We start from the raw sequence: 22,661 nt of genomic DNA on the forward strand, positions 1-22,661 counted from the left end.
GAAAGGGGGCCGAAGCCCCCTTGCCCGGTTTACTTGTCTTCCACCGTCGCCTTGACGATGTAATCGGGGTCCTCGACCACGCCGTTGCGCGCCGCGTCGCCCTTCTTGATCTTGTCGACCACATCCATGCCACTCACGACATGGCCCACGACGGTATATTGCCCGTCGAGATGGGGCGCGGGGGCGAACATGATGAAGAACTGCGAATTGGCCGAGTTCGGATCGGCGGAGCGGGCCATGCCCACGATGCCGCGCTGGAAGGAGATGTTCGAGAACTCCGCCGGAAGGTCGGGCAGATCGGAGCCGCCCATACCGGCCATCGACGTATCTCCGCCCTTCTTGCCGAATTGCACATCGCCCGTCTGGGCCATGAAGCCGTCGATCACGCGGTGGAAGACGACATCGTCGTATTTGCCTTCCTTGGCGAGCGTCATCAGCCGTTCGGCGGATTTCGGGGCCTTGTCGGTGAGCAGGTCGATCACGACCTTGCCCTCGGTCTGACCGCCGATCTGCAGGACGAGCTTCGGCCCGCCGGTATCGGCCACGCCCGAGCTGTCTTGTGCGAAGGCAGCGGGTGCTGCGACGACGAGGCTTGCGGCGGCGGCGAGAACGGTGCGGCGCAGGATATTACGCATCGGCGGCCACCTTCACCGAGATCATCCGGTCGGGGTTCGCCGGCGGCTCGCCGCGCGCGATTTTGTCGACATTGTCCATCCCGGAGATCACGCGGCCATAGACCGTGTATTGACCGTTCAAGAAATGGTTGTCCTTGAAGTTGATGAAAAACTGCGAATTGGCCGAGTTCGGGTTTTGCGAGCGCGCAGCGCCCAGCGTCCCGCGATCATGCGGCAGCTTCGAGAATTCCGCCGGAAGATCGGGATATTGCGACCCGCCCGTGCCCGCGCGGCCCGGATTGTAGTCCTTTTCCATATTCGCGTTCGCGACATCGCCGGTCTGGGCCATGAAGCCCTCGATCACGCGGTGGAAGGCCACGTTGTCATAGGCGCCGTCGCGGGCGAGTTGCTTCATGCGCTCGGCATGTTTCGGGGCGACGTCGCTGAGCAGCTCGATCACGACCGGCCCGTCCTTGAGCTCGATGATGATCGTGTTCTCGGGATCCTTGATATCGGCCATTGGGTCCTCCATTGAAATTTGGCCCGACCATAGGAGCGAGGCCCCTGCGCGGCAAGGACAAAGCGCCGCAGTTGGGCCGCGCCCGTTGACGCGACCCATCGCCGCAGGCATGAAGAACGCAAGCCGCGGGAGCGGGCCACATTCACGATGGTCCCCTGCGCCGATAGGGAGAGTGATTTCATGGCTTGGAAAACCCTCGACGAGGTCGATCTGGACGGCAAGGTCGTGCTGGTGCGCGTCGATATCAACGTGCCCGTGGAGAACGGAAAAGTGACCGACGCGACGCGGATCGAGAAGATCGTGCCGACCGTGACCGACATTCTCTCGAAGGGCGGAAAGCCGGTGCTGCTGGCGCATTTCGGTCGCCCCAAGGGTCAGGTCGTGCCCGAGATGAGCCTCGAGCCGCTGGTTCCCGCACTGGAGAAGGCTCTGGGCTTCCCGGTGAAATTCGCCAAGGACTGCGTCGGCGGTCCCGCGAAGGAAGCCGTGGGCGCGTTGCAGAAAGGCGAAGTTCTGCTGCTGGAGAACACCCGTTTCCACGCCGGCGAAGAGAAGAACGACCCGATGCTGGCCGCCGAGATGGGCGCGCTTGGCGAGGTCTATGTCAATGACGCCTTTTCGGCCGCGCACCGCGCGCACGCTTCGACCGAAGGCATCGCGAAGATCCTGCCCGCAGCCGCCGGTCGCCTGATGGAAGCCGAGCTGAAAGCGCTCGACGCGGCCCTTGGCGATCCCGAGCGCCCGGTGACGGCGGTCGTGGGCGGCGCGAAGGTCTCGACCAAGCTCGACCTGCTGGGCAATCTGGTGGCCAAGGTCGATCACCTGATCATCGGCGGCGGCATGGCGAACACTTTCCTCGTGGCGCAGGGCATCGATGTCGGCAAATCGCTGGCCGAGCGCGACATGGCGGGCACCGCGCAAGAGATCATGGAGAAGGCCAAACACGCTGGCTGCAAGATCCACCTGCCCGTCGACGTGGTCGTGGCGCGCGAGTTCAAGGTGGGCGCCGAGAACGAGACCGTCGCCAATGACGCCTGCCCGGCGGATGCGATGATCCTCGACGCCGGTCCGAAATCGGTCGAGGAGATCGGATCGGTCTTCGAGAACTCGCGCACGCTGATCTGGAACGGCCCGCTCGGTGCGTTCGAGATCGCGCCCTTCGATGCGGCGACCAATGCGGCGGCGGCGAAAGCGGCCGAACTGACCCGCGACGAGAAGCTGATCTCGGTCGCAGGCGGCGGCGATACGGTCGCGGCGCTCAACAAGGCCGATGCGGCGAAGGACTTCTCCTATATCTCGACCGCAGGCGGCGCTTTCCTCGAATGGATGGAAGGCAAGGTCCTGCCGGGCGTGGCTGCGCTCGACCAGAAAAGCTGAGCCTCACGCCCTGTGACAGGGCGGCGAGACGGATCGGGCCGGGGCTGCGAGAGCGCCCCGGCCCTTCTCATTTGCGCGTCTTTTCGCGGCGCAGGACCGCGCGCGGCGGCGAGGTCACGCCAAAATTCACGCCATTTCGCGATGTTAGCGTCACCAGCGTTGCATCGATCCGGCGCGGAAACTATCCCTTCTGGCAACACCATATCCCGCAGGAGGAATTTCCATGTCCAACGCCAAGCAGACCGAGCAGATGCGCGAGGGCAACGGCTTCATCGCAGCCCTCGACCAATCGGGCGGTTCCACCCCCAAGGCGCTGCGGCTCTACGGGATCGAGGAAGACGCCTATAACGGCGAAGAGGAAATGTTCGATCTGATCCACCAGATGCGCGCACGGATCATCAAATCCCCCGCCTTCACCGGCGAGAAAGTGGTCGGCGCGATCCTGTTCGAGCAGACGATGGATCGCGAGATCGACGGCACGCCCACCGCCACCTATCTTTGGGAAAAGCGTGGCGTCGTGCCCTTCCTCAAAATCGACAAGGGGTTGGAGGCCGAAGAGAACGGCGTGCAGCTGATGAAGCCAATCCCGGGCCTCGACGATCTGCTGTCGCGGGCGGCCAAGGCGGGCATCTTCGGCACCAAGGAGCGTTCGGTGATCTCGGCGGCCAATGTCGGCGGCATCAAGGCGATCGTCGATCAGCAGTTCGAGCTGGGCATGCAGGTGCTGAGCCACGGGCTCGTGCCGATCCTCGAGCCGGAAGTGACGATCTCGATCTCCGACAAGGACGAGGCCGAGCAGATGCTGCTGGCCGAGATTCTGAGCCATCTCGACGCGGTGCCCGAGGGCAAGCAGGTGATGCTGAAGCTCTCGCTGCCGACCGAGCCGAACCGCTACAAGCCGCTGGTCGATCACCCGAAGGTGCTGAAGGTCGTGGCGCTCTCGGGCGGCTATTCGCGCGACGAGGCGAATGAGAAGCTGGCCAAGAACACCGGCATGATCGCGTCCTTCTCGCGCGCGCTGACCGAGGGCCTCTCGGCCCAGCAGTCGGACGAGGCGTTCAACGCGATGCTGGAAGAGGCGATCACCTCGATCCATGCGGCCTCGGTGGCGGGGTAAAAGATCGGTAAACCGATCAGGGGGCGCTGCCCCCACTCCCTGCGGGAGCTCCCCCGGGACATTTGAACCAAGCCGAAGCGGGGCGTCGGGAGGCGGCCCGCTTTTTCGATTGTGGCGTTTTCTTTATTTGAAGTGCAGGAGTTCGAGGACTGAAGGCTCCACTCCATCGCTCTCCAAGACTAGGGTCAGAACCCATTGATTTCAGCAGAAGGGCATGATTCACCGCACGAAAACAGAGCGGTGACATGTCTGATCTATTCTGGCTGAGCGATGCGCAGATGGCGCGTCTGGAGCCCTACTTTCCGAAGTCCCATGGTAAGCCGCGCGTCGATGATCGGCGCGTCCTGAGCGGTATTATCTTCATCAATCGTAATGGGTTGCGATGGCGAGATGCGCCGAAGGAGTATGGCCCCCACAAGACGCTCTATAACCGTTGGAAGCGTTGGAGCGACAAAGGCATCTTCGCGAAGATGATGGCCGGACTGGCTGCCGGGCATGGCGAGAAGAAGACCGTGATGATTGACGCCACTTACCTGAAGGCCCACCGCACGGCGTCCAGTCTGGGCGTCAAAAAGGGGGGCGCGGCCGCCTGATCGGACGGACCAAGGGCGGCATGAACACGAAACTGCATGCCATCTGCGACAGCCAGGGACGCCCTCTCAACCTGTTCGTAACGGCAGGACAGGTCAGCGATTACATCGGTGCCCGGGCGCTTTGCGACAGTCTTCCGGATGTCGACTGGCTGCTCGGGGATCGCGGTTACGACGCCGACTGGTTCCGCGAAGCGTTGAAAGACAAGGGGATACGCGCCTGCATCCCGGGCCGTAAGCAGCGGAAGACACCGGTGAAGTATGACAAGCGCCGCTATAAACGCCGCAACCGGATCGAGATTATGTTCGGCAGACTCAAGGACTGGCGGCGGGTAGCCACGCGATACGATAGGTGCCCGAAGGTCTTCCTCTCGGCCATCGCTCTCGCCGCCACGGTCATCTACTGGCTATGAGTCCTGAGCCTAGCTTCCTTAGGGTCAGGACCCATTGATTTCAGCAGAAGGGCATGATTCACCGCACGAAAACAGAGCGGTGACATGTCTGATCTATTCTGGCTGAGCGATGCGCAGATGGCGCGTCTGGAGCCCTACTTTCCGAAGTCCCATGGTAAGCCGCGCGTCGATGATCGGCGCGTCCTGAGCGGTATTATCTTCATCAATCGTAATGGGTTGCGATGGCGAGATGCGCCGAAGGAGTATGGCCCCCACAAGACGCTCTATAACCGTTGGAAGCGTTGGAGCGACAAAGGCATCTTCGCGAAGATGATGGCCGGACTGGCTGCCGGGCATGGCGAGAAGAAGACCGTGATGATTGACGCCACTTACCTGAAGGCCCACCGCACGGCGTCCAGTCTGGGCGTCAAAAAGGGGGGCGCGGCCGCCTGATCGGACGGACCAAGGGCGGCATGAACACGAAACTGCATGCCATCTGCGACAGCCAGGGACGCCCTCTCAACCTGTTCGTAACGGCAGGACAGGTCAGCGATTACATCGGTGCCCGGGCGCTTTGCGACAGTCTTCCGGATGTCGACTGGCTGCTCGGGGATCGCGGTTACGACGCCGACTGGTTCCGCGAAGCGTTGAAAGACAAGGGGATACGCGCCTGCATCCCGGGCCGTAAGCAGCGGAAGACACCGGTGAAGTATGACAAGCGCCGCTATAAACGCCGCAACCGGATCGAGATTATGTTCGGCAGACTCAAGGACTGGCGGCGGGTAGCCACGCGATACGATAGGTGCCCGAAGGTCTTCCTCTCGGCCATCGCTCTCGCCGCCACGGTCATCTACTGGCTATGAGTCCTGAGCCTAGAAAGAAATGGCTCAAAAGAAAGCGTCGTAGGCATGAGAAATCTCTTTAAAAACAAGGGACTCAAGAGAGTTGAGAGAAAGTATTTTCAGAACACATCTCGAAGCAACTTCAGTATCTGAATTCTTTTTTTCGTCCGGAATCCCGCACAATTTTACCCGAAACGTGCGGGGTTAAATCCTCTTCGACATACTGCCCGTGCATGACCTCTCGGGTGTAATTCATTCTTTCATGATCGAGGCCAGGTGCCGTCCATTGCGAGGAACAAAACCCCTCCCACGTCTCTACAAATCGCAGTGACGCAACTGTCGGCTGAAACGCAATACAAACGGCCGCTTTCTTATTGATCTCGGACTCCCGGTTATTCGAGAGCGTCGCGATATCCCATTTGGAATCTGGCAACGAAAATTCACCTTCGAGCGACGCATCCGCGTCGAGCCAGATGACCGGCCGATTAAGCGTAAGTAACTTGAACTTAATGAAGCTGGGCTTGAACAGACACGCATTTATGCGCCCGCAGGGCGGGATCGTCTCGATCGAGTGTGCGACGCCGTGTGCGTCACAGGATTTCTGAAGCGTCTCGCAGAAGCGATCGTAAAACCCGTCGCGCGTCCCGAAGGAGATCACGCAAGGTGCGGCAGTCAACGCATCCCGGTCCGAGCCATATTCAGAAAGATCGATCGTAAGCCCGGGTGTCGGCGCGATAAGGAAATGCCGCCCCAAGGCTCTCGATTTCTTACGCAGTCGCCTAGCATCGTAAGAACGTCGGATTTTTTCGAGTATCACCGGTATCACCTTCCGCCTACATTAGCGATCTTCCCCGGGAGGCAAACTACTCCGCTTAGCCCTCGCGTACACCCTCAAAATATGCCACCGCCTTGCGATCCTCGACCGGTGCGCGTTCGATCTCGGAGACTTTCGCCAGCACGCGTTTGCGATAGCCCTCGGCGCCGCCGAAATTGATCGGGCCGCGCGCGAGTTTGGTCTCCAGCTCGGCTTTCGACAGCAGGTAGTAGTGGTTCAGCTGCAGCGGGCTCGAGGTGAAGAAACTCTCCTGCTTGCGCGCGTGGTTCGACACCACCTGCCCCGCCGCGTTGGCGGTGCGCTCGCCCATGTCCACGGTCTCGAAGCTATGCACGCCCACTGCCGAGACGCGGGCCGGATCAACGATGCATTTGAAGCGCAGCAGATCGCTGTCGCGGGCGTAGGGAACCGGTGCGCGGTCGGTGAAGGCGCGCGTCACCCAGCCATCGGGGCGCGTCTCGTGGCCCGCATGGCCGAACATGTGCCAGGGCAGCGAGATGTTGGAGTGATCGCCATGCTGCGTGATCGCCTCCATCAGGCTCAGCCCGGGATCGGGGACGAGGAATTCGTCGATATCGATGAAGGCCATGCGCTCGAAATCGGCGCCGAAGGTCGTCACCGCATGGGCATAGGCCCCGACCTGCTGCGAGATGCGGCGCTCCGTGACCGGATCGTAACCCGCCATACGCCAGGGGGTCACGGTGACGGACGCCGCGAAGGGCGACGCGGCGATCTTGGCCAGCGTGTCGTCAGTGCAGCCATTGTCATAGAGAAAGACGTGGCGCGCCCCGGCCGCCGTGTGGAATTCCAGCCATTCGAGAATGTAGTCGCCCACGTTCTTCACGATGGCGACGAGGGCCAGCCCCTCGCGCCCTTCGGCTGCGCGCGGCGCGGTGATGCCGAAGAGCCGCATCTTCTTCGACCCGATCGCCTTGATGAACCCAGAGATGCTCACATGCGCGCCTTTCCTGCTGCGAAACCTGCCTAGCCAGATGCGCGTGCCGGGGCAAGTCTGTGCGCCTCCCGGGGCTGCGCGTGAGAGGCGGGCCGCCCATGGGGCAATCCTGCGCGCAACTCTCCGCGCAAACCAGTGCGCAAACCAGCGCGCAACGTCGTGCGAAATCTTTGCAGAATTGATCATCCGGGGGATTCCAATGACGAATCACATGTGACATGATTCGAGACACAGGGCCCGTCAGAGGCCGTGGCGCGGGTCTGGGGGACAGGCACGCGACCAGCGAAGAAGCGAGGCAGGACAATGGTGATGAGACGCCCCACGATCGGGCCTCTGATTTTCGTGACCGTGGCAGTGGTGCTGGGCGCCTATTTCGCCTTTGCCGCCGTGCAGGGGCGTTACGGCATTCTCAGCCGCGTGCAGATCGAAGCGGAGATCGATGCCAAGCGCGCCGAGCGCGATGCGCTGCGCGCCAAGGTCGACCGGATGGCCAACCTGACCCATCGCCTCTCCGACGATTACCTCGATCTGGACCTTCTCGACAGCCGGGCGCGCGAAGTTCTGGGCGCGATGCGCTCGGACGAGATCGTGATCCGCTGAGAGGCTTCCCGGTCTGCCCATTTTCGCGGCATAAACATCGCTCGAAAACCGCCCCTCCGGCCCTAGTTGGAAAGTGAACGCCATTCCTGCCCTGCGATACCGTGGGGTCATTGCCTTCGGCCCGGCATTACTGTAAGGAATGGTTTAACGCTAAACTATTCCGGCCAAGGGAGGTCTGACCAATGGCAGCACGGAAAGGCTCGGCGAGCGGCGCCAAAGCGGGCGCGAATGTCTCGGCCGAGGAACTCAAGCAATATTACCATGACATGCTGCTGATCCGGCGCTTCGAAGAGAAGGCGGGTCAGCTTTACGGCATGGGTCTGATCGGCGGCTTCTGCCACCTCTATATCGGGCAGGAAGCGGTGGTCGTCGGCCTCGAGGCTGCGGCGAAGGAAGGCGACAAGCGCGTCACCTCCTATCGCGACCACGGGCACATGCTCGCCTGCGGGATGGACCCGAAAGGCGTGATGGCCGAGCTCACGGGCCGCGATGGCGGCTATTCGAAGGGCAAGGGCGGCTCGATGCACATGTTCTCGAAAGAGAAGCATTTCTACGGCGGCCACGGCATCGTCGCGGCGCAGGTGCCGATCGGTGCGGGCCTCGCCTTCGCAGACAAGTACAAGGGCAACGACAACGTCACCTTCACCTATTTCGGCGACGGTGCGGCGAACCAGGGACAGGTCGCAGAGACCTACAACATGGCGCAGCTCTGGGATCTCCCGGTCGTCTTCGTGATCGAGAACAACCAATATGCGATGGGCACCAGCGTGAAGCGCGCGACCAAGTCGCCCGACTTCTACGAGCGCGGCATCGCCTATGGCATCGCGGGCGAAGAGGTCGACGGGATGGACGTGCTGGCGGTGAAGCAGGCCGGCGAGAAGGCCGTTGCGCACTGCCGCTCGGGCAAGGGCCCCTACATCCTCGAGATCAAGACCTATCGCTATCGCGGCCACTCGATGTCGGACCCGGCGAAATACCGGACCCGCGAAGAGGTGCAGAAGATGCGCGAAGAGCGCGACGCGATCGAGCATATCCGCCAACTTCTGCTGACCGGCAAGCACGCGACCGAGGACGAGCTCAAGCAGGTCGACAAGGATATCAAGGCGATCGTCAACGGCGCCGCCGATTTCGCCAAGGAGAGCCCCGAGCCCTCCGCGGATGAACTTTACACCGACATCTATACCGATGTCGCGCCGCAGAACGCCTGAGGGGGGAAAGACAGATGGCAACCAAGATTCTGATGCCCGCGCTCTCGCCCACGATGGAAGAGGGCACGCTGGCGAAATGGCTCAAGAAAGAGGGCGACGAGATTTCGGCCGGTGACATCATCGCCGAGATCGAGACCGACAAGGCCACGATGGAATTCGAAGCGGTCGACGAAGGCACGCTGGGCAAGATCCTCGTCGCGGAAGGCACCTCCGGCGTGAAGGTCAACGACCCGATCGCGGTGATGCTGGAAGAAGGCGAAGACGCCTCCGCCGCCGAAGAGGCCGAAGCGCCGAACACCGGCTCGGATGCGGCTGAAAGCGACGAGAGCGACGAACCCGCGAAGGCTCCCGCTCAGGCGAAATCGTCGGACGACGACATGCCCAAGCCCGACACCACGCCGGATTGGCCCGAAGGCACGCCGATGAAGACGCAGACCGTCCGCGAGGCGCTGCGTGATGCGATGGCCGAAGAGATGCGCTCCGACGACAGCGTGTTCGTGATGGGCGAGGAAGTCGCCGAATACCAAGGCGCCTACAAGGTCACGCAAGGCCTCTTGGACGAGTTCGGCGACCGCCGCGTGATCGACACGCCCATCACCGAGCATGGTTTTGCCGGTCTCGGCGTCGGTGCGGCCTTCGGTGGCCTGCGCCCGATCGTCGAATTCATGACCTTCAACTTCGCCATGCAGGCGATGGACCAGATCATCAACTCGGCGGCGAAGACGCTGTATATGTCGGGCGGCCAGATGGGCGCGCCTATGGTGTTCCGCGGCCCGAACGGCGCGGCAGCCCGCGTGGCGGCCCAGCACAGCCAGGATTACGGCGCATGGTATGCCCATGTTCCGGGTCTGAAAGTGGTGCAGCCCTATTCGGCAGCCGATGCGAAAGGCCTGCTGAAATCGGCGATCCGCGATCCGAACCCGGTGATCTTCCTCGAAAACGAGATCCTTTACGGGCGTTCGTTCGAGGTTCCGGATCTGGAGGACTTCACCATTCCCTTCGGCAAGGCGAAAATCTGGCGCGAAGGCGCGGATGTCACCATCGTCAGCTGGGGCATCGGCATGAGCCACGCTCTGGAGGCCGCCGACAAGCTCGAGAAAGACGGCATCGACGCCGAAGTGATCGACCTGCGCACCCTGCGCCCGGTGGATTACGACACGGTGCTCGCCTCGGTGCGCAAGACCAACCGCTGCGTGACCGTCGAGGAAGGCTTCCCCGTGGCAAGCTTCGGCAACCACCTGTCGGCCGTGATCATGGAGCGCGCCTTCGACTGGCTCGACGCGCCGGTGATCAACTGCACCGGCAAGGACGTGCCCATGCCCTACGCGGCGAACCTTGAGAAAATGGCACTCGTGACCTCGGACGAGGTCGTCGATGCGGTCAAAAAAGTCACCTACCGGTAAGGGGATAGCGCAATGGCAACCCAGATTTTGATGCCCGCCCTGTCGCCGACGATGGAGGAAGGCACACTCGCGAAATGGCTCGTGAAAGAGGGTGACGAAGTCTCCTCTGGCGACATCATCGCGGAGATCGAGACCGACAAGGCCACGATGGAATTCGAGGCCGTGGATGAAGGCGTGATCGGCAAGATCCTCGTCTCGGAAGGCACCTCGGGCGTGAAGGTCAACGACCCGATCGCCGTGCTGCTGGAAGAGGGCGAGGATGCAAGCGCCGTGGACGAGGCCGAGAGCCCCGTTCCCGGGGAAGCACAAGCCGAAGCCGCTGAGGATGCGAAAGAGACCAAGGACGCCGACAACGCGCCCGCCGAAAAGAGCGGCGCGAAGTCGGCCCCGAGCGCCGCGCCGAAGACCGAGAAAGCGCCCGCCGCCCCGCAGGATGCGGATGGCAAGCGCGTCTTCGCCTCGCCGCTCGCACGCCGCATCGCCGCCGACAAGGGTGTCGATCTGGCAGCCCTCAAGGGGTCGGGTCCGAAAGGTCGTATCGTGAAGGCCGATGTCGAAGCCGCTGAAGGTGGCAAGGCAGCCCCGGCCAAGGCGGACGCACCGAAAGCGGAGGCCGCGGCCCCTGCCCCGGCAGCACCGACCGTCTCTTCCTCGGCCATCGCCAAGATGTATGAGGGGCGCGACTACGAGGAGATCGAGCTTAACGGGATGCGCAAGACCATCGCCGCGCGTCTCACCGAGGCCAAGCAGACGATCCCGCATTTCTACCTGCGCCGCTCCGTCAAACTCGACGCGCTGATGAAATTCCGTTCGCAGCTCAACAAGCAGCTCGAGGGGCGCGGCGTGAAGCTGTCGGTCAACGACTTCATCATCAAGGCCTGCGCGCTGGCGCTGCAATCGGTGCCGGATGCGAATGCGGTCTGGGCCGGCGACAAGGTGTTCAAGCTGAAGCCCTCAGACGTGGCCGTCGCGGTCGCGATCGAAGGCGGGCTGTTCACGCCGGTGCTGAAGGATGCGGAGATGAAGTCGCTCTCGACGCTGTCGGCGGAGATGAAAGACCTCGCGACCCGTGCCCGAGACCGCAAGCTCGCGCCACATGAATATCAGGGCGGCAGCTTCGCGATCTCCAATCTCGGCATGTTCGGGATCGAGAATTTCGACGCGGTCATCAACCCGCCCCACGGCGCGATCCTCGCCGTCGGCGCGGGCATCAAGCAGCCGGTCGTGAATGACGAGGGCGAGATCGAAGTGGCGACCGTCATGTCCATGACGCTCTCGGTCGATCACCGCGTGATCGACGGCGCACTCGGCGCGGAGCTTATGAAGGCGATCTGCGAGAACCTCGAGAACCCGATGCTGATGCTGGCCTGAGGTCACATCATCCCTAGACATGACAAAAGGCCCGGACCGCTTGGTCCGGGCCTTCGCTTATCTTCGAGGGATCAGTCGGCTCGCATCTCGCGCTGGCGCATCGGCATCGCGTCGATGGTGGCGAACAGCGTCTCAACCGGGATCGGCTCGGCGCGGTCCATCTTCACACCGCCATCCTTGCCGATCAGCAGCATCCGGAATCCGTCGACCCCGAGCTTGTCGCGCAACGCGCCGCCCGCGTTCGGCGCGGTATCGGCCAGCACGGTGATGTCGCGCTCGGCGACACCATCCGCTTGCGCGGTCACCATCTTGCGCGCCGTGCGAAACTGCGGATCGGCCTCCGAATTGGCAAATATCAGCACCACGCGGCGATCCCAGCGATAAGGCGCGAGATCGCTCTGATCGGCTGGCAGCGTCTGCAGTTCGTTGCTCGCGCTGGCGCTGGCGCGGGGAAGCCCCATCGGCGCCCAAACGAGAAGGGCCGCAAGCCCGTTCATCCAAATCGGTTTCATGTCGCTCTCCTGTGATCAGTCAGTAGAGCTACGCCCCGAGCCCCTGCCCGGGTTCACTTTGGCGAAAGCCAGTCATGAAAAAAGCGGGGCCGAAGCCCCGCCTGTCTATTCCATGTGAGATGCGCTCACTTGCTGTGCAAAAGCTGATCCATCTCGCGCGCGGGACGGTCGCAGCCCGCCTCGCCCACGATCTTCGCGGGCACGCCGGCCACCGTCGTGCAGCGCGGCACGTCGGAGAGAACGACCGAGCCCGCCGCGATCCGGCTGTAATCGCCGACATGGATATTGCCGAGCACCTTCGCACCCGCCCCGATCAGCACGCCATTGCCGATCTTCGGGTGACGCTCTTCGTCTTCCTTGCCGGTCCCGCCAAGCGTCACCGAATGCAGCATCGAGACATTGTCGCCCACCACAGCCGTTTCCCCGATCACGATCGAATGGGCATGGTCCATCATGATGCCGCGCCCGATCTTCGCGCCGGGATGGATATCCACACCGAACAGCTCGGAGGTGCGCATCTGCACGAAATAGGCCATGTCGCGGCGACCGTTCGTGAACAGCCAATGCGCGATCCGGTAGCTTTGCAGTGCCTGAAACCCTTTGAAGAACAACAGCGGCTGGATCAGCCGGTGGCAGGCCGGGTCGCGCTCATGCACGGCCACCAGATCGGCCCGCGCCGCCTGCCCCAAGGCGGGATCGGCAGCGAAAGCTTCCTCGGCGATCTCACGCAGAAGCTGCTCGCTCATCTCCGCCGAGGCGAGTTTCATCGAGAAACGATAGGCCAGCGCCCGTTCGAGCGTCGGGTGATGCAAGAGGCCCGCATGGATCAAGGACCCCAGAAGCGGCTCGTCACGCACCGCAGCCCGCGCCTCGTCACAAATCTGCGTCCAGACCGGATCGACGGTGGTAACCTTGGCCATCTGCTTGTTCATCGGATTACTCCCTCTTCGCGCGCAAGAACTTAACACATAGGCTTTCCGGCGAATAGAGTAAGGGGCGTTTCGTCATTTCGCTTAAGGGGCTGTCGCGTCAAGCGCCACATGGCCATCCCCACACAGACACAGCCCAGCGCGTGCAGATAACGCGGATCGCCCGGCCCGGCCTTCGCCCGCGGCAGGCCCAGCGCCATGTTCAGGACCGAGCCGTTCCCCCAGTACGGATGCGCACGGCGGAATCGCTTGCAATAGAGGTCCGCCGCATGAACCCGGTCGAGGAGTCGGTGAAGTCGGTCCATGCGCCGCGCATCGGGCCAGAGCATCACCACCCGCGCGAGCGCCATCAGATCGCCGTCCAGCACCGCGCGCATCTCACCCGGTCCAGGTCATCCGCGCCGGCAGCCCCGGGCCGAAGACATCCGAGACCTGCGCCACCTCGAAGCTCGGCGCGCCGATCATCCCGTCTTCCGCGCGCTCTGCCGCGCCATAGGTCCAATCCGGCGCGCTCACGATCACCTCGCGCCGGATCACCTGCCCCTCAAACACCCGCACCCGGTAGCGCTCCGACACCTCACTCAGGTGCACGTCCAGCGCCTCCCAGTCATCGCCCCCGATCCGCGTCCGCCGCACCCAACTCAGCCGCAGATCGCCGCCCAGCGCCTGCGCGCGCAAATGACAAGGCGACAAGGGCCGCAGCCCGATCCCCGCAAAGGCTTGAACCGTATGAATATAGGAGGGGTCATCATAGCCACTACCGGCAGGCCCCACCCGGTAGTGACGCGCCTGATTTCGCGCCGAGGGCGGCACCTCGATCTGGCGCGGCGTCCCGTCGAGCAGCACGACCACCGAGCCTTCCGGCCAGGCATCGTGCATCATCAGCGCATCGCTCCCCGCCTGCCCACGCAAGCGCATCGAGACATCCCAGACGCCCGGCTCCACCGGCTCGGCGGTCCGGAACTGGAACACCTCCCAGCGATCCGACGAGCCATCCCCGATCGCCATCGCGTTCAGTCCCGCCAGCACACCCTCTTCGCTCGCGCTTTCCAAGGTCCCCGACAGCATCTTCACGCGCAGGCTCGGCCCGCGATCCCAGAGCCCGCTCTGTGCATGCGGCAAGATCGTCTGTGTCACCCCGATCGCGGCTTGCGTCTCGATCCTGGTATTCAGCGCATAGCCCGCATCCTCGAGCGCGGAATACAAAGCTGCCGTCCCCGGCCAAGGGCTCGCCGTCACCGCCAGATGCGGCGCATACGGGTCTTCCGCGCCTGTCAGCAACGGCAAATCAAGGAATACCGGTGTGACCGGCACAGGCGGCGTGAAGCTCTCGATCCGCGCAACTTCGTCGGTCTCTTCCGAGGCCTCATAGATCCCCGGCTCGACCCGGACCGCCTCCACACGGATCGCCTCGGCGCGCTCCATCCGGTCGATCCGGTAGCGCCGCGCGCCCTCCTCGGTCTGCAGCACCACGACATCCCCCGGCCCGAGCCACCCCATCGAGGGCGGTAGCGTGAACTGCGCCATATCGCGCGCCACCCGCGCCTCCGAGAGCCAGCGGTTCACGACGCGCATTCCCTCCGCCCGCGTCAGCGCCAGGGGCGTCTCGCTCGCAGAGGCGGGGCCGTTCTCCTCGTCGGGGAAGATCGCTTCCACGGCGCGGGTCTCGAAACTGCCATCGGCCTCGACATAGGCCAGTCGCACGCGTCCCGCGATCTCCGCCTCCGGCGCACGGCGCGTCTCCAGACTCTGATCGTCGCCATCCAGCGCAAGCAGCGGTGGCACCACCTCCGCATCGACCGACGCATCGCGCATCCGGAACACCAATTCCCCGTCGCGCTCCACCGCATCGAAGCCGTAGATCACGCTCAGCGACTGCAACGCGCCGCGCGGCGTGATCCCCCCGGGCATCGCATATCCGCGCACCACCCCGTGCAGCGCGCTCACATCGAACATCTCGCCCCCTGCGAGCGCACAAATCTCGCCCACGACATGCGCCAGAGGTTGCGCCGTCGCCCGCCCCGAAATCCAATGCCCCCGCGCATAATTCGCCGCGTCGTCCCATACCTCCGGGAGACCGGGAAATTGCGGATAGGGCCGCACATCCCACGCCCAGACATGGGCGCGCGCCATATCCACCATCGGACCGCCATAGAACTCCGACACCGGGTTCCGCGCGGCATCCCCCCAATAGGACGTCATCGCCCGCAGATATTGCATCTGGATGTAGTCATCGCGCCGCCCATCCGAGTAATGCGGCAGCGCGCTTTCCGAGCTTTTCGGATCGAGGAACTTGTTCGGCTCGTTCGTGCCCTTGTCGATCGCCGCACAGCCCAACTCATCGACCCAGGCCGCGTCGAATTGCGGCCCCCGCAGCGCCTCGGGCTCATAGGCCGAGAAGGCCTGCGCCGTGGCCCCGTTCGGCCAGACGAGCCGCCGTCTTCCCGCTTCCCAGTCGGGCCTGCGGTCGGGCGGAGAGCAGGCAAGGATCCCGCTCTCCCCCATCACCATCACATCACGCACCTGATCAAAGGTCTCGCCGACCAGCGCCACGCGCCGCGCCCTTCCGGGGTCGAGCGGGCGTGCGCCTTCCACCTGCGCACGCACCCACTCGGCCCCGGCCCGCGTCTTGCCCGCGCCGCGTCCGCCCATGATCACCCAGCTTTTCCAATCCCCTTCGGGCGGAAGCTGATGATCGAGCGCCCAGAACTCGAAGATCCAGGGCAGCGCGAGCAATGCATTGTCGTCGAGCCCGTCGAGAAACGCCTCGACGCTCTCAGGCGTCGCGGAGGCGAGCCAGGCGGCGCCCGATTTCAGCTCTGGCGGCATCGAAGTCGAGCGCGCCATCGCGTCCGGCGGCGACACCTGCCAGCTGTCTGCGGAGTTTCTCGACACGCGTTCGTTCCTCCATCACCAAATGAAAAGCGGTGCGGAGGTCCTTGACCGCCTGCACCGCCGCTTTCGCCTCGGATATGTCGCCGCGCCGCACCCCCTGCAACGCCTGCGCCAGCTCCTCGGCCACGTCCCGATAGAGCGCTTCGGTCTGATCCAGAAGATCGACCGGCGCCCCCGCCTCGTTCATCTTGTTGTCTTGCATCACTTACGAACCCACCCGTTCCAAGTTGGTCCGTTCGAGAGACATGAAAAAACGCCGTCGGCTTTCCCCGCAGCGCTTGCCCACTTCTCCTAGCATGTCAAATCTCTACCCGAGAGCGTTCGCAAAGTCAAGCTCTAAATTCTGGGTTGTGCGATCCGGCCAAGAAAAAACCCCGGCGCAAACCGGGGTTCTTTCTGCTTTATCAGTTGCTTGACGCATCTTCCTGACGCTGTTTCTCGATCTCGCGCCACTTCGCCACGTTCCGATTATGCTCCTCGATCGTGCTCGAGAACGCATGCCCACCGGAGCCATCGGCCACGAAGAACAGGTAGTCGGTCGAATCGGGATGCAGCGCCGCCTCGATGGCCGCCTTGCCCGGATTCGCGATCGGTCCGGGCGGCAGCCCGTCGATGACATAGGTGTTGTAGGGCGTCGCCTTGCGCAGCTCGGACTGGCGCAGACCGCGGCCCAGCACGCCCTTGCCTTCGGTCACGCCGTAGATCACCGTCGGGTCGGTCTGCAGACGCATCCCCTTCTCGAGACGGTTGATGAAGACGCTCGCCACTTCCGGGCGCTCTTGCGGCACACCGGTTTCCTTCTCGACGATCGACGCCATGGTCAGCGCCTGCTGCGGATTGTCATAGGGCAGCCCCTCGGCACGTCCGTCCCAGGCGGCCGCGAGGATCTTCGACTGGCGATCGGCCATCAGATCGATCAGCGCCTGCCGGTCGGCGCCGCGCGTCACCTCGTAGCTGTCAGGTGCGAGCGTGCCTTCACCCGGCACCCCGTCGATCTTGCCCGACAGGAAGCTCGCTTCCTGAAGCCCCTGCACGATCTGCCAGCTGGTCACGCCGTCGACCACCGTCACGCGGGTGCGGACATCGACGCGGTCGGCCTTGTCCTCGAACCCTTCGGGCGGTTTCTCGCTCTCGGGATTGTATTCCGCGACCTTCTGATAATCGCCCGTGGTCGGGTCCAGCTCGCGCAGCAGCACCTCGTTGCCGTTCACCCCGATCCGGAACACCAGTTCCGAGCCGCAGGTCGACGGACCACCCGCAGTGATCTGCCCGACGATGGACTGCATCGAGGCGTTGGGCTCGATCAGGTAGGAGCCGAATTTCAGCTTGTCGGCCTTTTCCTCATACTGGGCGCCCGTGCGGAACAGATAGGAGGACGAGATCGCCCCCTTGTCTTTCAGAGTAGACGACACGCCCTGCAGGCTTTCGCCCGGCGCGACGCGCAGGCACATCGCCTCGGCCAGCGGGCCCGGCTCGACATATTGGTTCTTCGCCCAGGCTACCAACCCGCCAAGCGCGACGAGAATGACGATCAGCAGCGTCAGGAAATTCGAGACGATGTTACGCCACATCAGCTATCCACCTTGCCCATCACGAGGCTCGCATTGGTGCCGCCGAAGCCGAAGCTGTTGGACAGCGCGACGTCGATCTTGCGCTTGACCGCGGCTTTCGGCGCGAGGTCGATCACGGCCTCTTCCGGCGGATTTTCCAGGTTCAGCGTCGGCGGTGCGATCTGGTCGCGGATCGCGAGGATCGAGAAGATCGCCTCCACCGCACCGGCAGCGCCCAGCAGGTGGCCGACCGAGGACTTGGTCGAGCTCATCGTGGCCTTGCTCGCCGCATCGCCCAGCAGGCGCTGCACGGCGCCCAGTTCGATCACGTCGGCCATGGTCGAGGTGCCATGCGCGTTGATGTAATCCACCTGATCGGGGTTCAGATCGGCCCGCTCCAGCGCGGCTTTCATCGCGCGGAAGCCACCATCGCCATCCTCGGACGGCGCGGTGATGTGATAGGCGTCGCCCGACAGGCCATAGCCCAGCACTTCGGCATAGATCTTCGCGCCGCGCGCCTTGGCGTGCTCGTATTCCTCCAGCACGACGCAGCCCGCGCCCTCGCCCATCACGAACCCGTCGCGATCGGCATCCCACGGACGGCTCGCAGCCTCCGGCTCGTTGCCGCGCTTCGTCGACAGCGCCTTACAGGCGTTGAACCCCGCGATGCCGATCTCCGAGATCGGGCTTTCCGCGCCGCCCGCGACCATCACATCGGCATCGCCGAGCATGATCAGACGCGCGGCATCGCCGATGGCATGCGCGCCGGTCGAACAGGCGGTGACGACCGCATGGTTCGGGCCCTTGAAGCCGAAGCGGATCGAGACCTGCCCCGAGACGAGGTTGATCAGCGCGCCCGGAATGAAGAACGGGCTGACGCGGCGGACGCCCTTTTCCTTGATCAGAACGGCCGTATCCGCGATCGAGCTGAGACCACCGATGCCCGAGCCGATCATCACGCCGGTGCGCAGACGGCTTTCTTCGTCCTGCGGCTCCCAGCCCGCATCCTTCACCGCCTGCGTCGCCGCCGTCATTCCGTAGAGGATGAAATCGTCGACCTTGCGCTGCTCTTTCGGCTCCATCCAGTCATCGGCATTGAACGTGCCGTCGGACCCGTCGCCCAGCGGAATCTCGCAGGCGTATTTCGTGGTCACATTGGACGCATCGAAGCGCGAGATCGTCCCCGCCCCCGACTGACCCGCGATGAGCCGCGACCAGGTCTCTTCGACCCCGCAAGCCAGCGGCGTGACCATCCCCAGACCCGTGACTACTACCCGACGCATGCCCGACCTCTTTCTCAGCCAAATATCTTGGCAGACCTGATACACGGGGGCGCGCAAAGGCGCAATCATAACCCATTGCGACAGGCGGGTTACCGTTCAGGACGGACGGCGCGTGAGGGGCCTAGCGTTGCGGGGCGCGAACCGGTTCAGTCTGCCGTGCCGGGAGCGTCGGCACAGCCGTAGGCGCCCGCCCGGTGCTCAGGGGCGGCAGCGTCAGCGCGGTGCAGCGCATCTGAGTGGTGGGCGGCGCCAGCAACACCCGGTCGCGCCCGCCATTCTTCGCCGCGTAGAGCGCCCCGTCGGCGCGCGCATAGAGGCTCCGCAGCTCCTCCCCGCGCTCCCATTCGGCCACCCCGATCGAGACGGTGACCTGCAGCACCGCGCCGTTCTGCTCCTCGAAACGCAGCCCCGCCACACAGGCGCGCAACCGCTCCGCCACTTCGAGCGCCTCGACCAGCCCCGCCCCCGGCAGGATCACGGCGAATTCCTCGCCACCGACCCGCGCCATCGTATCCTCCAGCCGCAGCTGCGCCCGCATCGCCCGCGCCGTGCGGCGCAGAACCCGATCGCCCAGAGAATGCCCGCCCAGATCGTTGATCTGCTTGAAATGGTCGAGATCGATCATCAGCGCCGTGAAAGGCACCTGCTCGCGCATACCTTGCGCGAAATACTGCGCGAAACGCCGCCCGAGCATCTCCCGGTTGAACAGCCCCGTCAGCCCGTCGCGCATCGCCCGGTTCACCAGCTCCCGCTCGGCCTTGCGCCGCGCATGATCCACCCGCTCCAGCGAGACCGCCATCAGGATGATCAGCCCGATATTCACCCCCACGATGGTCGCGACCAGCAACAGCAGCTCCGCGCGCACCTGACTCCCCTCATCGCTGAGCAGGTAGAACGTGCCCAGCAGGAAGGGCGCGACGACCCCCAGAAGCATCTGCGCCCGTGCCTGCCGCCCCGAGGCATGCTCGTTGAGCAATACCCGCATCACCCCACGATCGCTGCGGCAGATGAGCCCCGCATAGGCGAGACACATGATCGCCAGCGCCGCCCCGATCGACACGCCCTCCGCCAGCCGACTGGTCGCGATACTGTGCGACAGCAGGTACATCAAAGCCCCGCCGAACACCGTCAGATAGGCAATCGTTCCAAACAGATAGGCGCCCGCCTCCAGCGCGAAGAACCCCGCCGCGGTGATCCCCAGTAACGCGGCCGCGCCTCCCCCGATCGCCCCCGCGCCGCTCAGGTCATAGACCTTCGCTACGCTCGAAAACAGGCACAGGAGCAGCGTTCCCGCCGCCAGCCCGCGCGCCACATTCGGCGCTTCGCGCCGGAACGCGATCGCCCCCGCCATCGCCAGAATGGCCAGCGCCGTCCATGCGCCCATCGCGTTCCACGAAGTGAGCGCGCGAACGACCATATCCTCGCCCGACAGCGCGGTGGCCACATGCGCCAACAGGGCCAACCCCGCAAGCGCGGCGGCGAAAACCAAAAGAGGACGAATGAGGACCCGCGCCCGGCGAAACACAGACATGACGAAACCTTCTCTGCGCGGGCAAAAGAACGCTTATCATGAGACACCCGCGTCCTCTTCAGAAGGACGCCTAATTCCTTAATGAAGGGTTAACATTCACGCGGACGCGATTGCACTTTCGGTCAAGTATTTGCGAATTGCACAAATTTTTCACTCGGATAGCGCATCAACACCTCATGGCGTGGCGGCCCGTGTCCCAGCGTGGACTGGACCAACGCCACCTGCTCGGGCGCGAAGGCGGGCAGCTTCACAGCGCCTTGCGCCGCCATGAAACGCCCCAGCCGCAGCAACTCCCCCGGGTTCGCGCGCTTGCCGAACCGCGCCAGCGTCACATGCGGACGAAACCGGCGCCGCGGCAGGTCGATCTCCGCCAGACGCGCAGCCCCCATCACCGCGCGATGCCAGCGTGCAAGGTTGGGTTCGGCCTGCACGCCCAGTACCAGCGCCTCCGGACGCGCAGCACTGCCGAAAATCTCCAGCCCCGCCAGAACCACCTCCGGCCCGGGCGCCCAGTCGACCGCCCGCAGCCCCTCGTCCAGCGCCTCGAGTTGGGCTGCGTCGATCTCGTCGAGAAAGGCCAGCGTCAGATGCAGGTTCTCGGGCTGCACAATCCGGCCCGCGCCCAGAGCCTGCTGCAACCGCTCGATGGCCTCGACATGCGCCTCGGGCAGCTCGATCGCGACGAAACTCCGCATCTTCCCTCCCCCGAACGCAGGCGCGCGCTTTGCACAAAAGAAAAGCGGCGCTCCGGTTCCCCGAAGCGCCGCCCTTAACTCTCTCTCAGCGTCAGCCGTAAAAGGCTTACTGCGCTTCCGAGATGAATTTCACCGCATCGCCGACGGTCTGAATGTTCTCGGCGGCGTCATCGGGGATCTCGATGCCGAACTCTTCTTCGAAGGCCATGACCAGCTCGACCGTGTCGAGGCTGTCCGCACCGAGGTCGTCGATGAACGAGGCGCTCTCAGTGACCTTGTCCTCTTCCACGCCGAGATGCTCCACGACGATCTTCTTCACGCGATCAGCGATGTCGCTCATGTCAATTCCTCAAAGTTTATAGGGCGTAGCCCGTTCATGCTTGCTCGATTACGAGCGTCTCAACCCGCGCGCCCCGGGTCAACCCGAAGACCGCAATTCAGAGCTGTGGCGACCCGCCAAGCTCATCTGCTGCGCTCTTAGCGATTGCGATGCGCCATGGCAAGACGTTTCTCTAGCCTAGCAAACGCCTTAGTGCCGTTGGGTCACAAAGCTGTGTCACGCCAGCCGCAGTCAGAATTTAACCGGCATTGCGCTCAGGCCATCGTCCCGCCGCCATTGACGTGCAGCACCGCACCGGTGACGTAGCCCGCCTCGGGACTCGCGATGTAGCGCACCGCAGCCGCGATCTCTTCGGGCGTGCCCATGCGCCCGGCCGGGATACCGGACAGGATCGCGTCTTTCTGAGCATCGGTGAGCTTTTCCGTCATCGGCGTCTCGATGAAGCCCGGCGCCACGCAGTTCACCGTCACACCGCGCGTCGCGACTTCCTGCGCGAGCGATTTCGACGCGCCGACGAGCCCCGCCTTGGCGGCCGCATAGTTCACCTGACCGGGATTGCCGGTCTGACCGACAACGGAGGTGATGTTGATGATCCGGCCCCAGCGCGATTTCATCATCGGGCGAAGAACCGCGCGCATCAGGCGGAACGCCGCCGTCAGGTTCACGTCGATCACCGATTGCCAATCTTCGTCCGACATCCGCATCGTCAGCTGATCCCGCGTGATGCCAGCATTGTTCACGAGGATGTCGAGACCACCCATCGCCGCGATCGCCGCTTTCGGCAGCGCCTCGACCGAGTCCGGATCGCTCAGATTCGCGGGGCAGACATAGGCGCCCTCGCCCAGCTCGGCAGCCAGTGCCTCGAGCGGCTCGACCCGCGTGCCCGACAGTGCCACCGACGCACCGCCCGCATGGAGGGCTCGCGCAATCTCGGCGCCGATTCCGCCCGAAGCCCCGGTGACAAGCGCGCGTTTGCCTTTCAAATCGAACATCATGCTACCTCATATCTAAGTTGGCGCTCTCTTAGCAGCGAATGCGCCGTTAGGGAACTCTAAGTGCCACACGCCATGGTTGCGCTGCCCGTGGGAGCCGCGCATCGCGA

23 protein-coding genes are annotated in these 22,661 nt (G+C 63.9%); 8 read left to right on the plus strand and 15 right to left on the minus strand.

All coding sequences use genetic code 11. The features are described 5' to 3' along the window. Nucleotides 1–29 precede the first annotated feature (29 nt). Entirely contained in the window at nt 30–635 is a 606-nt protein-coding gene (locus tag AC2TZ7_RS13985) for a peptidylprolyl isomerase (RefSeq protein WP_078601280.1), read from the minus strand. Continuing rightward, nucleotides 628–1,134 (minus strand): peptidylprolyl isomerase, encoded by a 507-nt coding sequence (locus AC2TZ7_RS13990; protein ID WP_489864693.1) that lies wholly within the window; start codon nt 1,132–1,134, stop codon nt 628–630. The genes AC2TZ7_RS13985 and AC2TZ7_RS13990 overlap by 8 nt, the downstream gene beginning before the upstream one ends. Nucleotides 1,135–1,314: 180 nt before the next feature. Here AC2TZ7_RS13990 and AC2TZ7_RS13995 point away from each other — a divergent pair, with 180 nt between their 5' ends. The 4 genes from AC2TZ7_RS13995 (at nt 1,315) to AC2TZ7_RS14010 (ending at nt 5,473) form a co-directional block, all read left to right on the plus strand. Next, on the plus strand, nt 1,315–2,511 hold the full coding sequence (locus tag AC2TZ7_RS13995; RefSeq protein ID WP_489864694.1) for a phosphoglycerate kinase: 1,197 nt from the start codon (nt 1,315–1,317) through the stop codon (nt 2,509–2,511). Nucleotides 2,512–2,734: 223 nt separating this feature from the next. Further along, complete coding sequence (locus AC2TZ7_RS14000) at nt 2,735–3,628, plus strand: fructose bisphosphate aldolase (RefSeq protein ID WP_489864695.1); 894 nt, start codon at nt 2,735–2,737, stop codon at nt 3,626–3,628. 245 nt (nt 3,629–3,873) lie between these two features. Then, a protein-coding gene (locus AC2TZ7_RS14005; RefSeq protein ID WP_134330913.1) for an IS5 family transposase occupies nt 3,874–4,631 on the plus strand; the annotation gives its coding sequence in 2 pieces (ribosomal slippage) (nt 3,874–4,195 and nt 4,195–4,631; 759 coding nt in all). A gap of 84 nt (nt 4,632–4,715) precedes the next feature. Then, nucleotides 4,716–5,473, plus strand: a protein-coding gene (locus AC2TZ7_RS14010; protein ID WP_134330913.1) for an IS5 family transposase whose coding sequence is annotated in 2 segments (ribosomal slippage) — nt 4,716–5,037 and nt 5,037–5,473 — 759 coding nt in all. Because the reading frame shifts where the segments join, the coding sequence is not laid out codon by codon here. Between the two features lie 121 nt (nt 5,474–5,594). On the opposite strand, the gene AC2TZ7_RS14015 is transcribed toward AC2TZ7_RS14010, so the two are convergent. Both AC2TZ7_RS14015 and AC2TZ7_RS14020 read right to left on the minus strand, forming a co-directional pair. After that, complete coding sequence (locus AC2TZ7_RS14015) at nt 5,595–6,269, minus strand: hypothetical protein (protein ID WP_489864696.1); 675 nt, start codon at nt 6,267–6,269, stop codon at nt 5,595–5,597. A gap of 55 nt (nt 6,270–6,324) precedes the next feature. After that, nucleotides 6,325–7,242: a glycosyltransferase family 92 protein gene (locus AC2TZ7_RS14020; RefSeq protein WP_489864697.1), complete on the minus strand. Its 918-nt coding sequence runs from the start codon at nt 7,240–7,242 to the stop codon at nt 6,325–6,327. 303 nt (nt 7,243–7,545) lie between these two features. Between AC2TZ7_RS14020 and AC2TZ7_RS14025 the strand changes: the two genes are divergently transcribed. The 4 genes from AC2TZ7_RS14025 to AC2TZ7_RS14040 all read left to right on the plus strand — a co-directional run bounded on the left by AC2TZ7_RS14025 (nt 7,546) and on the right by AC2TZ7_RS14040 (nt 11,824). After that, a complete protein-coding gene (locus AC2TZ7_RS14025; protein WP_152844401.1) occupies nt 7,546–7,842 on the plus strand; it encodes an FtsB family cell division protein in 297 nt (98 codons plus the stop codon). A 182-nt stretch (nt 7,843–8,024) separates the two neighbouring features. Beyond that, nucleotides 8,025–9,050, plus strand: a complete 1,026-nt coding sequence (gene pdhA, locus AC2TZ7_RS14030; RefSeq protein ID WP_078520888.1) for a pyruvate dehydrogenase (acetyl-transferring) E1 component subunit alpha — start codon at nt 8,025–8,027, stop codon at nt 9,048–9,050. 14 nt (nt 9,051–9,064) lie between these two features. Further along, nucleotides 9,065–10,453: a pyruvate dehydrogenase complex E1 component subunit beta gene (locus AC2TZ7_RS14035; RefSeq protein WP_489864698.1), complete on the plus strand. Its 1,389-nt coding sequence runs from the start codon at nt 9,065–9,067 to the stop codon at nt 10,451–10,453. Between the two features lie 12 nt (nt 10,454–10,465). Continuing rightward, entirely contained in the window at nt 10,466–11,824 is a 1,359-nt protein-coding gene (locus tag AC2TZ7_RS14040; RefSeq protein ID WP_489864699.1) for a pyruvate dehydrogenase complex dihydrolipoamide acetyltransferase, read from the plus strand. 71 nt (nt 11,825–11,895) lie between these two features. Here AC2TZ7_RS14040 and AC2TZ7_RS14045 read toward each other — a convergent pair whose 3' ends face one another. From AC2TZ7_RS14045 to fabG, 11 genes are all read right to left on the minus strand, one after another. Then, nucleotides 11,896–12,336 (minus strand): DUF4174 domain-containing protein, encoded by a 441-nt coding sequence (locus tag AC2TZ7_RS14045; RefSeq protein WP_489864700.1) that lies wholly within the window; start codon nt 12,334–12,336, stop codon nt 11,896–11,898. A gap of 125 nt (nt 12,337–12,461) precedes the next feature. Beyond that, on the minus strand, nt 12,462–13,268 hold the full coding sequence (gene cysE, locus AC2TZ7_RS14050) for a serine O-acetyltransferase (RefSeq protein WP_489864701.1): 807 nt from the start codon (nt 13,266–13,268) through the stop codon (nt 12,462–12,464). 29 nt (nt 13,269–13,297) lie between these two features. Then, nucleotides 13,298–13,642 (minus strand): DUF7742 family protein, encoded by a 345-nt coding sequence (locus AC2TZ7_RS14055; RefSeq protein WP_489864702.1) that lies wholly within the window; start codon nt 13,640–13,642, stop codon nt 13,298–13,300. A gap of 1 nt (nt 13,643) precedes the next feature. Continuing rightward, a complete protein-coding gene (locus AC2TZ7_RS14060; RefSeq protein WP_489864703.1) occupies nt 13,644–16,112 on the minus strand; it encodes a baseplate megatron protein TIM-barrel domain-containing protein in 2,469 nt (822 codons plus the stop codon). Continuing rightward, complete coding sequence (locus AC2TZ7_RS14065; protein ID WP_489864704.1) at nt 16,042–16,362, minus strand: hypothetical protein; 321 nt, start codon at nt 16,360–16,362, stop codon at nt 16,042–16,044. Before AC2TZ7_RS14065 ends, AC2TZ7_RS14060 begins: the two co-directional genes overlap by 71 nt. A gap of 202 nt (nt 16,363–16,564) precedes the next feature. Next, the gene (mltG, locus tag AC2TZ7_RS14070; protein WP_489864705.1) at nt 16,565–17,731 is read right to left on the minus strand and encodes an endolytic transglycosylase MltG; all 1,167 of its coding nucleotides are present in this window, start codon (nt 17,729–17,731) and stop codon (nt 16,565–16,567) included. After that, nucleotides 17,731–18,993, minus strand: coding sequence for a beta-ketoacyl-ACP synthase II (fabF, locus tag AC2TZ7_RS14075; RefSeq protein WP_489864706.1), 1,263 nt, complete (start codon nt 18,991–18,993; stop codon nt 17,731–17,733). The genes mltG and fabF overlap by 1 nt, the downstream gene beginning before the upstream one ends. A 121-nt stretch (nt 18,994–19,114) precedes the next feature. Then, nucleotides 19,115–20,524, minus strand: coding sequence for a GGDEF domain-containing protein (locus AC2TZ7_RS14080; protein ID WP_489864707.1), 1,410 nt, complete (start codon nt 20,522–20,524; stop codon nt 19,115–19,117). 122 nt (nt 20,525–20,646) lie between these two features. Beyond that, a complete protein-coding gene (gene thpR / locus AC2TZ7_RS14085; RefSeq protein ID WP_489864708.1) occupies nt 20,647–21,219 on the minus strand; it encodes an RNA 2',3'-cyclic phosphodiesterase in 573 nt (190 codons plus the stop codon). 106 nt (nt 21,220–21,325) lie between these two features. Beyond that, nucleotides 21,326–21,559, minus strand: coding sequence for an acyl carrier protein (locus AC2TZ7_RS14090; RefSeq protein ID WP_075775036.1), 234 nt, complete (start codon nt 21,557–21,559; stop codon nt 21,326–21,328). A gap of 254 nt (nt 21,560–21,813) precedes the next feature. Then, entirely contained in the window at nt 21,814–22,551 is a 738-nt protein-coding gene (fabG, locus tag AC2TZ7_RS14095) for a 3-oxoacyl-[acyl-carrier-protein] reductase (protein ID WP_489864709.1), read from the minus strand. Nucleotides 22,552–22,661 lie beyond the last annotated feature (110 nt).

The organism is Thioclava sp. ISO4 (genome assembly GCF_058105145.1).

Excerpts from the sequence above, each read along its gene's own strand:
- AC2TZ7_RS13985 (WP_078601280.1), bottom strand. The coding sequence starts at position 635 with ATGCGTAATATCCTGCGCCGCACCGTTCTCGCCGCCGCCGCAAGCCTC.
- AC2TZ7_RS13990 (WP_489864693.1), bottom strand. The coding sequence starts at position 1,134 with ATGGCCGATATCAAGGATCCCGAGAACACGATCATCATCGAGCTCAAG.
- AC2TZ7_RS13995 (WP_489864694.1), top strand. The coding sequence starts at position 1,315 with ATGGCTTGGAAAACCCTCGACGAGGTCGATCTGGACGGCAAGGTCGTG.
- AC2TZ7_RS14000 (WP_489864695.1), top strand. The coding sequence starts at position 2,735 with ATGTCCAACGCCAAGCAGACCGAGCAGATGCGCGAGGGCAACGGCTTC.
- AC2TZ7_RS14025 (WP_152844401.1), top strand. The coding sequence starts at position 7,546 with ATGGTGATGAGACGCCCCACGATCGGGCCTCTGATTTTCGTGACCGTG.
- pdhA (WP_078520888.1), top strand. The coding sequence starts at position 8,025 with ATGGCAGCACGGAAAGGCTCGGCGAGCGGCGCCAAAGCGGGCGCGAAT.
- AC2TZ7_RS14035 (WP_489864698.1), top strand. The coding sequence starts at position 9,065 with ATGGCAACCAAGATTCTGATGCCCGCGCTCTCGCCCACGATGGAAGAG.
- AC2TZ7_RS14040 (WP_489864699.1), top strand. The coding sequence starts at position 10,466 with ATGGCAACCCAGATTTTGATGCCCGCCCTGTCGCCGACGATGGAGGAA.
- AC2TZ7_RS14045 (WP_489864700.1), bottom strand. The coding sequence starts at position 12,336 with ATGAAACCGATTTGGATGAACGGGCTTGCGGCCCTTCTCGTTTGGGCG.
- cysE (WP_489864701.1), bottom strand. The coding sequence starts at position 13,268 with ATGAACAAGCAGATGGCCAAGGTTACCACCGTCGATCCGGTCTGGACG.
- AC2TZ7_RS14055 (WP_489864702.1), bottom strand. The coding sequence starts at position 13,642 with ATGCGCGCGGTGCTGGACGGCGATCTGATGGCGCTCGCGCGGGTGGTG.
- AC2TZ7_RS14060 (WP_489864703.1), bottom strand. The coding sequence starts at position 16,112 with ATGGCGCGCTCGACTTCGATGCCGCCAGAGCTGAAATCGGGCGCCGCC.
- AC2TZ7_RS14065 (WP_489864704.1), bottom strand. The coding sequence starts at position 16,362 with ATGCAAGACAACAAGATGAACGAGGCGGGGGCGCCGGTCGATCTTCTG.
- mltG (WP_489864705.1), bottom strand. The coding sequence starts at position 17,731 with ATGTGGCGTAACATCGTCTCGAATTTCCTGACGCTGCTGATCGTCATT.
- fabF (WP_489864706.1), bottom strand. The coding sequence starts at position 18,993 with ATGCGTCGGGTAGTAGTCACGGGTCTGGGGATGGTCACGCCGCTGGCT.
- AC2TZ7_RS14080 (WP_489864707.1), bottom strand. The coding sequence starts at position 20,524 with ATGTCTGTGTTTCGCCGGGCGCGGGTCCTCATTCGTCCTCTTTTGGTT.
- thpR (WP_489864708.1), bottom strand. The coding sequence starts at position 21,219 with ATGCGGAGTTTCGTCGCGATCGAGCTGCCCGAGGCGCATGTCGAGGCC.
- AC2TZ7_RS14090 (WP_075775036.1), bottom strand. The coding sequence starts at position 21,559 with ATGAGCGACATCGCTGATCGCGTGAAGAAGATCGTCGTGGAGCATCTC.
- fabG (WP_489864709.1), bottom strand. The coding sequence starts at position 22,551 with ATGTTCGATTTGAAAGGCAAACGCGCGCTTGTCACCGGGGCTTCGGGC.